At 65.7% G+C, this 11,648-nt stretch carries 11 protein-coding genes; 5 read left to right on the top strand and 6 right to left on the bottom strand.

Features of this window, described 5'->3' with window-relative positions:
- Nucleotides 1-35 precede the first annotated feature (35 nt).
- The gene (locus ACM0PK_RS19085; RefSeq protein ID WP_180886112.1) at nucleotides 36-1,784 is read right to left on the bottom strand and encodes a glutamine--tRNA ligase/YqeY domain fusion protein; all 1,749 of its coding nucleotides are present in this window, start codon (nucleotides 1,782-1,784) and stop codon (nucleotides 36-38) included.
- A gap of 207 nt (nucleotides 1,785-1,991) precedes the next feature.
- On the opposite strand from ACM0PK_RS19085, the gene ACM0PK_RS19090 reads away from it, so the two are divergent.
- Nucleotides 1,992-2,255, top strand: coding sequence for a putative signal transducing protein (locus ACM0PK_RS19090; protein ID WP_005415362.1), 264 nt, complete (start codon nucleotides 1,992-1,994; stop codon nucleotides 2,253-2,255).
- A gap of 30 nt (nucleotides 2,256-2,285) precedes the next feature.
- Entirely contained in the window at nucleotides 2,286-2,951 is a 666-nt protein-coding gene (gene msrA, locus ACM0PK_RS19095; RefSeq protein ID WP_414607944.1) for a peptide-methionine (S)-S-oxide reductase MsrA, read from the top strand.
- Nucleotides 2,952-3,623: 672 nt separating this feature from the next.
- On the opposite strand, the gene ACM0PK_RS19100 is transcribed toward msrA, so the two are convergent.
- The 5 genes from ACM0PK_RS19100 to ahpC all read right to left on the bottom strand — a co-directional run bounded on the left by ACM0PK_RS19100 (nucleotide 3,624) and on the right by ahpC (nucleotide 8,587).
- Entirely contained in the window at nucleotides 3,624-4,580 is a 957-nt protein-coding gene (locus ACM0PK_RS19100; RefSeq protein ID WP_414607943.1) for a transaldolase, read from the bottom strand.
- A gap of 50 nt (nucleotides 4,581-4,630) precedes the next feature.
- On the bottom strand, nucleotides 4,631-5,035 hold the full coding sequence (rnk, locus tag ACM0PK_RS19105; protein ID WP_005408156.1) for a nucleoside diphosphate kinase regulator: 405 nt from the start codon (nucleotides 5,033-5,035) through the stop codon (nucleotides 4,631-4,633).
- Nucleotides 5,036-5,158: 123 nt separating this feature from the next.
- On the bottom strand, nucleotides 5,159-6,121 hold the full coding sequence (locus ACM0PK_RS19110) for a LysR substrate-binding domain-containing protein (RefSeq protein ID WP_049414506.1): 963 nt from the start codon (nucleotides 6,119-6,121) through the stop codon (nucleotides 5,159-5,161).
- Between the two features lie 85 nt (nucleotides 6,122-6,206).
- Nucleotides 6,207-7,799, bottom strand: a complete 1,593-nt coding sequence (gene ahpF, locus ACM0PK_RS19115) for an alkyl hydroperoxide reductase subunit F (protein WP_414607942.1) — start codon at nucleotides 7,797-7,799, stop codon at nucleotides 6,207-6,209.
- A 224-nt stretch (nucleotides 7,800-8,023) separates the two neighbouring features.
- Complete coding sequence (gene ahpC, locus ACM0PK_RS19120) at nucleotides 8,024-8,587, bottom strand: alkyl hydroperoxide reductase subunit C (RefSeq protein ID WP_049436466.1); 564 nt, start codon at nucleotides 8,585-8,587, stop codon at nucleotides 8,024-8,026.
- A 354-nt stretch (nucleotides 8,588-8,941) separates the two neighbouring features.
- On the opposite strand from ahpC, the gene prmC reads away from it, so the two are divergent.
- From prmC to ACM0PK_RS19135, 3 genes are all read left to right on the top strand, one after another.
- Nucleotides 8,942-9,799 carry a peptide chain release factor N(5)-glutamine methyltransferase gene (gene prmC / locus ACM0PK_RS19125; RefSeq protein WP_180885521.1) on the top strand — a complete coding sequence of 286 codons (858 nt, stop codon included), beginning with the start codon at nucleotides 8,942-8,944 and terminating at the stop codon, nucleotides 9,797-9,799.
- A gap of 48 nt (nucleotides 9,800-9,847) precedes the next feature.
- The gene (gene pip, locus ACM0PK_RS19130; RefSeq protein WP_134970571.1) at nucleotides 9,848-10,789 is read left to right on the top strand and encodes a prolyl aminopeptidase; all 942 of its coding nucleotides are present in this window, start codon (nucleotides 9,848-9,850) and stop codon (nucleotides 10,787-10,789) included.
- A 159-nt stretch (nucleotides 10,790-10,948) separates the two neighbouring features.
- Nucleotides 10,949-11,545, top strand: a complete 597-nt coding sequence (locus ACM0PK_RS19135) for a hypothetical protein (RefSeq protein WP_414607941.1) — start codon at nucleotides 10,949-10,951, stop codon at nucleotides 11,543-11,545.
- Nucleotides 11,546-11,648: the final 103 nt, after the last annotated feature.

Raw genomic sequence — 11,648 nt, forward strand, 5'->3', positions numbered from 1 at the left:
GTGTGCGGGCGCCATCCCGGCGCCCGCGCAGGTGCTCAGGCCGACCAGGTGTCGCGCAGGGTCACGCTGCGGTTGAACACCGGCTTGGCTTCGGTGTGATCGCGGCGGTCGGCGACGAAATAGCCGGTGCGCTCGAACTGGAACGACTGCTCCGGTGCGGCGCTGGCTGCGGCCGGCTCGACATAGCCGGTGACGGTACGGCGCGATTCCGGATTGAGGTAGTCGCGGTAGGTCTTGCCTTCCGATTCATCATCCGGGTTCGGCACCGAGAACAGGCGGTCGTACAGGCGGATCTCGGCCGGCACGCCGTGCACGGCGCTGACCCAGTGGATGGTGCCCTTGACCTTGCGGTTGGCGCCTTCCATGCCCGGACGCGATTCCGGATCGAGCCAGCCGCGCAGTTCGATGATGGTGCCGTCGGCATCCTTGATCACTTCGTCGCAGCGGATGATGCCGGCGCCACGCAGGCGCACTTCGCCGCCCGGCACCAGGCGCTTCCAGCCCTTCGGCGGCACTTCGGCGAAGTCCTCGCGATCGATCCACACTTCGCGGGCGAACGGAACTTCGCGGCTGCCGAAGCTCTCGTCCTTCGGGTGGTTGCTGAAGGTCAGCAGTTCTTCGTGGCCTTCCGGAAGGTTGGTCAGCACCAGCTTGACCGGATCGACCACCGCCATGCGGCGTGGTGCGGCGCTGTCGAGGTCCTCGCGCAGTGCGCCTTCCAGCACGCTGAAGTCGATCAGCGAATTCTGCTTGCTGATGCCCACGCGCTCGGCGAACAGTCGCATCGCGGCCGGGGTGTAGCCACGGCGGCGCAGGCCCTGCAGGGTCGGCATGCGCGGGTCTTCCCAGCCGTCCACCAGCTCTTCAGTGACCAGCGCCATCAGCTTGCGCTTGCTCATCACCGTGTAGTTGATGTTCAGGCGCGAGAACTCGATCTGGCGCGGCTTGGCCGCTTCGCGTGGCAGCCCGGCATCGACCAGCGGCTGGGTCAGCGCGTCGTCATGGGCGAAATCGACGTTGTCCACGCACCAGTCGTACAGCGGGCGGTGGTCTTCGAATTCCAGCGTGCACAGCGAGTGGGTGATGCCCTCGATCGAATCACCCAGCGCATGGGCGAAGTCGTACATCGGGTAGATTGGCCACGCGTTGCCGGTGTTCTGGTGCTCGACGTGCTTGATGCGGTACAGCGCAGGATCGCGCAGGTTGATGTTGCCGCTGGCCATGTCGATCTTCGCGCGCAGGGTGCGCGCGCCATCCGGGAATTCACCGGCGCGCATGCGGCGGAACAGGTCGAGGTTTTCCTCGACGCTGCGGTCGCGCCATGGCGACGGACGGCCCGGCTCGGTCAGGGTGCCACGGTAGGCACGCACTTCTTCGGCCGACAGGTCGCAGACATAGGCCTTGCCCTGTTCGATCAGCTTCTCGGCGGCCAGGTAGTAGGCCTGGAAGTAGTCCGAGGCGTGGCGCAGTTCGTTCCACTCAAAGCCCAGCCAGCGCACGTCGTCCTGGATCGCGGCCACGTATTCCGGATCTTCCTTGGCCGGGTTGGTGTCGTCGAAGCGCAGGTTGCAGACGCCGCTGAACTCGCCGGCGATGCCGAAGTTCAGGCAGATCGACTTGGCATGACCGATGTGCAGGTAGCCGTTCGGCTCCGGCGGGAAGCGGGTCTTGATCGCCTGGTGCTTTCCGCTGGCCAGGTCCTCGCGCACGATCTGGCGGATGAAATCGCGCTTCTCGTGGCTGTCGGCGGGGGTCTCGGGGCTGGCGGGGGTGTGCTCGGACATGAGTCGGCGAAAAGAAAGGCAGAAAGACCAACAGTCTAGCGCGTACCGGGCGGGGTTGCCCGGCGGGGTATGGGATGCCGGCCAGCGGCCGGCACTACCAGGCGTCTTCCGGTAGTGCCGGCCGCTGGCCGGCAACTCTCGGATCCCGCCCTCTCCGCCATTCAGCCCCCAGGCGTATGCTGAACCCCTGTCCCGAGGAGCCGCCGCATGCACATCGTGTACAAGGCCGACAACCTGTTCGACGCCCATCTGGTCAAGCACGCCCTGGAAGACGCCGGTATCCCCGCGTTCGTGTTCGGAGAGCAGTTGCTGGGCGGGATGGGCGAGCTGCCGCTGTTTGGCGTGTTGCGGGTCGGCATCCCCGATGCGGCGCGGCCGCAGGCCGAGGACATCGTAGCGGCGCTGGACTTGGGCCAGGCCCCGTCCGACCCCATTTCCGATGCAGACGACATTGCCGGCCTTCCGGCGTAGGAGCGCATCATGTTGGGAATTGGCCAGGGCATCCTCGGCATCGGCGCCTTCAAACAGCGCCTGCCGCGCCCGGAAGAGGCGCTACCGGGGCGTGACCAACCACTGCCGCTGCACAGCAACCAGCACTTCGTGAACAGCCATCCGCTGAAGGACCGTTTCGCCGGCCTGCAGCAGATCCGCTTTGCGCTGGGCTGTTTCTGGGGCGCCGAGCGCAAGTTCTGGACCGAGCCGGGCGTGTACAGCACCTCGGTCGGCTATGCAGGCGGCATCACGCCGAACCCGACCTATGAAGAGGTCTGCTCGGGCCTGACCGGCCACACCGAAGTGGTACAGGTGGTGTTCGACCCGGCGGTGGAGAGCCTGGAGCGGCTGCTGCAGCTGTTCTGGGAAAGCCACGATCCAACCCAGGGCATGCGTCAGGGCAACGACACCGGCACCCAGTACCGCTCGGCGATCCATGCCACCGACGAGGCCCAGTACAAGGCCGCGCTGGCCAGCCGCGAGGCCTACCAGGCGCAGCTGGCTGCGGCCGGCTACGGCCCGATCACCACCGAGATCGTGTACCCGGCACCGGCGTACTACTACGCCGAGGACTACCACCAGCAGTACCTGGCGAAGAATCCGAACGGCTACTGCGGCATCGGCGGCACCGGTGTGAGCTGCCCGATCGGGTTGGATGTGGAGGCGCCGCGCTGACGCGCGGTGGTCCGCCTGCGGCGGGCAACGTCAACATCAACATCAACATCAACATCAACAGCCAAAGCGGCTCTGGGTTGCTGATGGTTGGGCGGGACGGGGGCGGCTGGCAGGACACGCCGTAAACCCGTCCATGGGGGCTCGACGGCGCCATCCATGGCGCCAACGGTCCTGCCAGCCGCCCCCGTCCCACCTTCGACAGTTTCCCGGTGACGGTGGGCAAGAGCATGGGTTACTGACGAACTGAAGAAAAACAAAAAGGACGCGGCGTTTGCCGCGTCCTTCTTGTTTGATCCTGCAGTGCTTTCTGTAGAGCGGAGCCATGCTCCGCTCCAAGCAAGCGAAGCGCGCGACCCGCTGTTGCTCTTCTTTCTTTCTTCCGTGGCGGGCGGCCGCAGGAAACTGTCGAAGGCGGGGTGGGTAGGCCGTGCAGGGGCGTGAGCCGCATGGGCCCGAGGCATGCCTCGGGCGGGTTGGGCAGGACGCCCAACCTCGGTCTTGCCGTGTGCGCAGGACAGCGCACACGAGCAAGCGGCGGCCAAGCCTCCAGGGATGGATTCACGGCGTCTCCCGCGAACCCAACCCGCCCGACCCAGCGCGGAACAAGTCGACTAACAGTCGACTCTACCGAACCGAGCGACCCGCCACGAGGGGCTTAGCCGTTGGCCGGAATCACAGTTCCGAACGAATGCGCTCGCGCAGCGCTTCCAGATCCTTGGCAAACGCATCGATGCCGGTCGCCAGCTTCTCGGTGGCCATCGGATCGGCCGCCAGATCCGCCGCGAACTTGGCCGCATCGATCGGCGTCACCGCCGCGCCATCGGCGGCACCGGCCACCAGCTTGCGCGGCAGCTCGCCGTGGTCGGCGTCCAGCTTCTCCAGCAGGTCCGGCGAAATCGTCAGGCGGTCGCAGCCGGCCAGTGCTTCGATCTGCGCGGTCGAACGGAACGAGGCGCCCATCACCACTGTCGGCGAACCGCGACGCTTGAATTCGGCATAGACGCCGCGCACGAACTTCACGCCCGGGTCTTCATCGATGGTGGCCGGGGCCTGGCCGTTGGCCACGTACCAGTCCAGGATGCGGCCGACGAACGGCGAGATCAGGAACGCCCCGGCATCGCTGCAGGCCAGCGCCTGGGTCGGGTTGAAGATCAGGGTCAGGTTGCAGTCGATACTCTCGGCCTGCAGGATGCGCGCGGCTTCCACGCCTTCCCAGGTCGCGGCGATCTTGATCAGGATCTTCTCGCGCGGCACGCCGGCATCGGCGTACATCTGGATGAACTGGCGGGCCTTGGCCACGGTGGCAGCGGTGTCGTGAGCCAGGTCGGCATCCACCTCGGTGGACACCCGGCCCGGCACCAGCGTGCTCAGCAGCGCGCCGACGCCGATGGTCAGGCGGTCGGCCACGGCGTGCACCACGGCTTCGCGGTCGCCACTCTGCTGGCGGCCCCAGGCCAGTTCGCGTTCGATCAGCTCGGCGTAGACCGGCAGGTCCAGCGCCTTCTTCACCAGGGTCGGATTGGTGGTGCAGTCCACCGGCTGCAGGCGCTTGATCGCCTCGTAGTCACCGGTATCGGCAACGACCACGGACAGTTCGCGCAGCTGGGACAGTTTGGACGGGGTACTCATTACGGCTCCTGGGGCAGGGGGATCGAATCGCGCGCGGTGCGCAGCGGTAATCAGGGGCGGTCGTTGTGGACCGCGGTCACGCGCAGGCGCAGCTTGCGGCCGCCGGGCGCGTTCCAGTCGATGCTCTGGCCGATCGAAAGGCCGAGCAGGGCACTGCCGACCGGGGCCAGCACGGAAACCTTGCCTTCATCGACGTTGGCTTCGCGGGGGAAGACCAGGGTCAGGACGTGCTTCTCGCCCGACACTTCATCTTCGCACTCCACGCGCGAATGCATCATGACGATGCCTTCGGGAATCTGGTCCGGTGCCAGCACGGTGGCCCGGTTGAGTTCTTCAGCAAGCGCGAGCGCGGCAGGCGTCTGGCTCAGCGCGGGAGATTCGAGCATGGCGTCCAGGCGGTCCATGTCGAAGGTGGAAACGGTGATCGACGGCGGCAGGCCGCTGGCGGTACTCATGGTGAAGCTCCTTGGTTGAAAGCCATGCAAAAGGCGGCACCTGCTGGCGCCGCCTGCCTGTATTGTGGGGACAAATGCGGCCGGAATCGACTCCTGCCGATTCCAGGCCGGTACTGCGGGGGCTCAGCCGTTCAGCGCGGGGCCGGGCAGGGCTGGTGCATCGCTGCCGGCATCGAGCGCCTCCAGCGTGAACAGCGCCTGCGGCAGACGCTTGAACTGGTCGGCCAGGTCCATCAGGAAGTCGTTCATGGCCGAGCTGCGGCGCCAGATCATGGCGATGCGGCGGCTGGGACGGCCTTCGCCGGTGAAGTCGAGCAGGCGGATGTTGTTCGAGCGCGGCACTGGCGGCTGCACCGACAGACTCGGCAGCAGGGTGATGCCGACGTCGGCGGCGACCATCTGCCGCAGCGTTTCCAGGCTGGTGGCGCGGAACTCGGACTTCTCGTTGGCGCCGAACAGGCGGCAGACTTCCAGCGCCTGGTCGCGCAGGCAATGGCCGTCCTCCAGCAGCAGCAGCTTCTGCGTGGCCAGTTCCTGCACGTCCAGGTGCTCGCGACGTGCCAGCGGGTGGCGACCGGAGACGGCCAGCAGGAACGGTTCCTCGAACAGGAACTCGGCATGCAGCTGGTCGTCGATCACCGGCAGCGCCAGCAATGCAGCGTCGAGCTTGCCTTCGCGCAGGCGGTCCAGCAGCACATCGCTCTTTTCCTCGACCAGCAGCAGTTCCAGCTCCGGAAAGCGCTCGCGGATGCGCGGGATCACATGCGGCAGCAGGTACGGGCCGAGGGTCGGGAAGATCCCCAGGCGCACCGTACCGGCTTCCGGATCGCGGCTGCGTCGCGCCGCTTCCTTCAGCTGTTCCACTTCGGACACGATCACCCGCGCCCGTGCGGCTGCTTCCTGGCCGGCCGGGGTCAGCATCACCTTGCGCGGTGCGCGTTCCACCAGCGGCAGGCCGAGCTCTTCCTCCAGCTTGCGGATCTGCGTGGACAACGTCGGCTGGCTGACAAAGCAGGACGCGGCAGCCCGGCCGAAATGCTTGTGGTCGGCCAGGGCTACCAGGTACTTCAGATCACGTAGGTTCATCCTTACACCCCAGGGGTAACGGACCGGCTGACGGCGTGGTTACCCGACAGGCAGACAATGTTCCCGGTGATCTGGGAACGGTGGATCAGGCCGCTTCAGCAACGGCACCGCTGCTGTTGCTCACCGACGAGCGGATCAGGTGGTCGAACGCGCTCAGTGCGGCGGTGGAACCGGCGCCCATGGCGATGATGATCTGCTTGTAGGGCACCGTCGTGCAATCGCCAGCAGCAAACACACCCGGCAGGTTGGTCTGGCCGCGATCGTCGATGACGATCTCGCCACGCGGCGACAGCGCCACCACATCCTTCAGCCACTCGGTGTTGGGCAGCAGGCCGATCTGCACGAAGATGCCTTCCAGCTCGACGCGGTGGGCATCACCGCCGATGCGGTCCTTGTAGACCAGGCCGGTGACCTTGCTGCCGTCGCCGAGCACTTCGGTGGTTTGTGCGCTGGTCAGCACGGTGACGTTGCCCAGGCTGCGCAGCTTCTTCTGCAGCACTTCGTCGGCACGCAGGCTGGAATCGAACTCCAGCAGGGTTACATGCGACACGATGCCGGCCAGGTCGATCGCCGCTTCCACACCGGAGTTGCCGCCGCCGATGACCGCCACGCGCTTGCCCTTGAACAATGGACCATCGCAGTGCGGGCAGTAGGCCACGCCCTTGTTGCGGTACTGGTCCTCGCCCGGCACGTTCATCTGCCGCCAGCGCGCGCCGGTGGACAGGATCACCGAACGCGACTTCAGCACCGCGCCGTTCTCCAGCTGCACCTGCACCAGGCCGTCTTCGCCGGCCGGCACCAGCGCACTGGCGCGCTGCAGGTTCATGATGTCCACCTCGTACTCGCGCACGTGCTGCTCCAGCGCCGTGGCCAGCTTCGGGCCTTCGGTCTCCTTCACCGAAATGAAGTTCTCGATCGCCATGGTGTCCAGCACCTGGCCACCGAAACGCTCGGCGGCGATGCCGGTGCGGATGCCCTTGCGTGCGGCGTAGATCGCCGCTGCGGCGCCAGCCGGGCCACCACCGACCACCAGTACGTCGAAAGCATCCTTGGCGGCGATCTTCTCGGCATCGCGCTTGCTGGCATTGGTGTCCAGCTTGGCCACGATCTGCTCCAGGGTCATGCGGCCCTGGTCGAACACTTCACCGTTGAGGTACACGGTCGGCACCGACATGATCTCGCGCTGCTCGACTTCGTCCTGGAACAGGGCACCGTCGATGGCCACGTGCTGGATGCGCGGATTGAGCACCGCGGCCAGGTTCAGCGCCTGCACCACGTCCGGGCAGTTCTGGCACGACAGCGAGAAGTAGGTTTCGAAGCGGTAGTCGCCTTCCAGGTTCTGCACCTGCTCGATCAGCTCGGCGGTGGCCTTGGACGGGTGGCCGCCGACCTGCAGCAGGGCCAGCACCAGCGAGGTGAACTCGTGGCCCATCGGCAGGCCGGCAAAGGTCAGGTGGATGTCCTGGCCCGGGGTGCCCAGGTCGAAGGACGGCACGCGGCCCTGGCCGTCGCGCAGGACCTGCAGCGAAATCTTGTCCGACAGGGTTTCCAGGGTCTGCAGCAGTTCCAGCATTTCCTGCGACTTGGCGCCGTCGTCGGCGTGCGCGGTGATCTGGATCGGGCGGGTCACGCGCTCCAGATAGGTCTTCAGCTGCGACTGCAGGTTGGCGTCCAACATCGGGTCATCTCCTGGCTTCAGGCAAACAGGGGGCGTGGCACCGCTGTAGAAGGTAGCGGACCAGCAGGGGGTAGGGGTGAACCCAAGACAGCGACCGTGGAAGGGGCTGGCTGGCCAAGGCGAGCGGGCGTTGGCTGTCTTGGGTTCACCCCCACGCCGGCGGGGGGACCGGCACGGGGATGAAGGGCGCGCCGTGGCGTGGGGCCACGGCAGGCCGGTACTGCTTAGATCTTGCCGACCAGATCCAGCGACGGGGTCAGGGTCTTCTCGCCTTCCTTCCACTTGGCCGGGCACACCTGGTTCGGGTTGGCGGCGGTGAACTGGGCAGCCTTCAGCTTGCGCAGGGTCTCGGAGACGTCACGGGCGATCTCGTTGGAGTGGATCTCCAGGGTCTTGATCACGCCTTCCGGGTTGATGATGAAGGTGCCGCGCAGGGCCAGGCCTTCTTCCGGAATGTGCACGCCGAAGGCGTTGGTCAGCTGGTGGGTCGGGTCGCCGACCAGCGGGAACTGGGCCTTGCCGACGGCCGGCGAGGTTTCGTGCCACACCTTGTGAGAGAAGTGGGTGTCGGTGGTGACGATGTAGACCTCGGCGCCGGCCTTCTTGAACTCGGCGTAGTGGTCGGCCGCGTCTTCGATCTCGGTCGGGCAGTTGAAGGTGAAGGCGGCCGGCATGAAGATCAGGACGGACCACTGGCCCTTCAGGCTGTTGTCGGAAACCTTGATGAACTCGCCATTGTGGTAAGCGTTGGCTTCGAACGGCTGGATCTGGGTGTTGATGAGGGACATCATTTTTCCTCTGGTGAAGGGGAGTGGGTGAATCGACAGGAGCTAGGTTACCGACTCGCTGGCGATAAGAACAATCCATTGATTGCATCTATTTGATAGATGGAGTCTATCAAAAGGCCATGAGCCAGCACTGAACCCTGCCGCTCCCATCCTGCAACTGCTTGTGTGACAAGGAAAATCGACCGGGACGTGTGAAGAGGGCTGATAGCCCCTCCTTATACCCTCGGGCGAAACCTGAACGGATTCCAGCTTTTTGTAGCGTCGAGCCATGCTCGACGGTGGATCTGTAGAGCCGAGCCGATGCTCGGCTGTTCCAGCAGCAGCCGAGCATCGGCTCGGCTCTACAATTGAGGCATGTCTTTCCAACCCGAACCCACTCTGCGTCAGGTCGTAGCCGACGCCAGTGCCCGCTTGGGCGGTGTCGACGCCCGCCACGAGGCCGAACTGCTGCTGCTGCATGTACTGGAGCGCCCGCGCAGCTGGCTGTTTGCCCATGCCACCGATCCGCTGGCCGCCAATGACCAGGCCGCCTTCGAAGCCTTGCTGGCCCGCCGTGTGGCCGGTGAGCCGGTTGCCTACCTGACCGGGTGCCGCGGTTTCTGGACGCTGGACCTGGAGGTCGACCCGGCCACGCTGATCCCGCGCCCGGAAACCGAGCTGCTGGTCGAGTTGGCGCTGGAGCGACTGCCGCCGGACCAGGCGTTGCAGCTGGCCGACCTCGGTACCGGCAGCGGCGCGATCGCACTGGCACTGGCCAGCGAACGGCCCCGGGCACAGGTGCTGGCCACCGATGCCAGCCCGGGCGCGCTGGCCGTGGCCGCGCGCAATGCGGCCCGCCATGAACTGGACAACGTCCGTTTCGCCGAGGGCGGGCACGACTGGTATGCGCCGCTGCAGGGCGTGCGCTTCGACCTGATCGCCAGCAATCCGCCGTACATCGCCAGCAACGACCCGCACCTGGAACAGGGCGACCTGCGCTTCGAACCGTCTACCGCGCTGGCCTCGGGCATGGACGGCCTGGATGACATCCGCCGCATCGTCGAGGGTGGCCAGGCCCACCTGCGGCCCGGCGGTTGGTTGCTGATCGAGCACGGTTGGGACCAGGGCGCCGCGATCCGGGCACTGTTCGAGGCGACGGGATTTGCCGAGGTGCAGACCGTGCAGGATCTGGAGCAGCGCGACCGCATCACCCTGGGCCGGCGTCCGGCCTAGAATGGAGGTTCTCCTGCCCCGGCAGGGCATCACCCTGGAGCTGCAAGCATGCGTACGCTGTACCCCGCCATCACCCCCTACGACGTCGGCACCCTGAAGGTCGACGACCGTCACACGCTGTACTTCGAACAGTGCGGCAACCCGGAAGGCAAGCCGGTGGTGATGCTGCATGGTGGCCCGGGTGGCGGCTGCAGCGACAAGATGCGCCAGTTCCACGACCCCTCCAAGTACCGCATCATCCTGTTCGACCAGCGCGGTGCTGGCCGTTCCACCCCGCACGCGGATCTGGTGGACAACACCACCTGGGACCTCGTCGCCGATATCGAGAAGCTGCGCGAGCACCTGAAGGTCGATCGCTGGCAGGTGTTCGGTGGCAGCTGGGGCTCGACCCTGGCCCTGGCCTACGCCGAAACCCACCCGCAGCGCGTGACCGAACTGGTCCTGCGCGGCATCTTCATGCTGCGTCGCTGGGAGCTGGAGTGGTTCTACCAGGAAGGCGCCAACCGCCTGTTCCCGGATGCGTGGGAGCACTACCTCAAGCCGATTCCGCTGGTGGAGCGTCATGACCTGATCTCGGCCTTCCACCGCCGCCTGACCAGCGACGACGAAACCACCCGCCTTGAAGCGGCCAAGGCGTGGGCGGTGTGGGAAGGGGCGACCAGCTTCCTGCACGTCGATGATGACTTCATCAACAGCCACGAAGACCCGCATTTCGCGCTGGCGTTTGCCCGCATCGAGAACCACTACTTCGTCAACGGCGGCTTCTTCGAAGTGGAAGACCAGCTGCTGCGCGACGCGCACCGCATCGCCGACATCCCGGGCGTGATCGTGCACGGCCGCTACGACGTGGTCTGCCCGCTGGCCAACGCCTGGGACCTGACCAAGGTGTGGCCGAAGGCGAAGCTGGAAATCACCCCGGCTTCGGGCCATTCGGCGTTCGAGGCCGAGAACGTGGACGCGCTGGTGCGCGCCACCGATAGCTTCGCCTGATCGGTAGTGGCGGCCGCTGGCCGGCAACGCTCTACTGGTAGCGCCGGGCCATGCCCGGCGGCGATTCTCTCCCTTGTTCAAGGCTGTCGCTATTGGCCTTGAACCGGGGCGAGGCGCGCTGGCACCGTGGACGTCCGTGCAGTTTTCGGCGACCCCACCATGTACACCCGCCTGCTGTTGACCAAGGAAAAGGCCTCTCCAACCGATGCATACGTTGGCGGCGGTGCGTTTCTTCCAGAGAACATACCTTGGCCAGCCTGTGTTGAAGGCCGTGCGCTCTTTCACCTGATGGCACTCCCTGCACATTGGTTCTATCCGCAGGGCTTTGCTGAGGATTTCTGGTTCTCAGTCTTCATCCCCACCGATACGCGGGATCATTCCCACTTCCGTCGGCTGCGCGCGGTGCAGGGAACTAGCGACGCAGTTGTGCTCGCATACAGGCGTGGCGGCGCATCCAGAAGCCGATGCATGAGCGACTCGCTTGAGCGCGGCCGTATCGAGCGTGTGGAGTGTTTGGAACCTGACGATGATGAGAACCTGGATTCCAAGCTGGATGGAGTCGATGCATGGCTGCAATCACCTTTGACGTGGAATGGCGGTCGCCGTCGCTTGATGCTCTACGGCGCGGACATCGACGGCATTCTGCCTTCGCAAAAAGGCGTACTGTCCGACGGCATGGCGTATCTGTTCCTCCGGGATAAGCCTGATTTTTCTCCGGTAGGACGCACCGGGGCGTTCTTTCTCCAATTGGGCTGAATCAGTTTTTGCTGCGTCGCGCGCTGGCTCTGCACCGAAGTCCACATCCACGCGCGGCGTGGATCTACTGCACCCGGTAGTGCCGGCCGCTGGCCGGCAACGC

The sequence above is a fragment of the Stenotrophomonas sp. FR010 genome, from assembly GCF_047520755.2.
Taxonomy (GTDB): domain Bacteria; phylum Pseudomonadota; class Gammaproteobacteria; order Xanthomonadales; family Xanthomonadaceae; genus Stenotrophomonas; species Stenotrophomonas sepilia.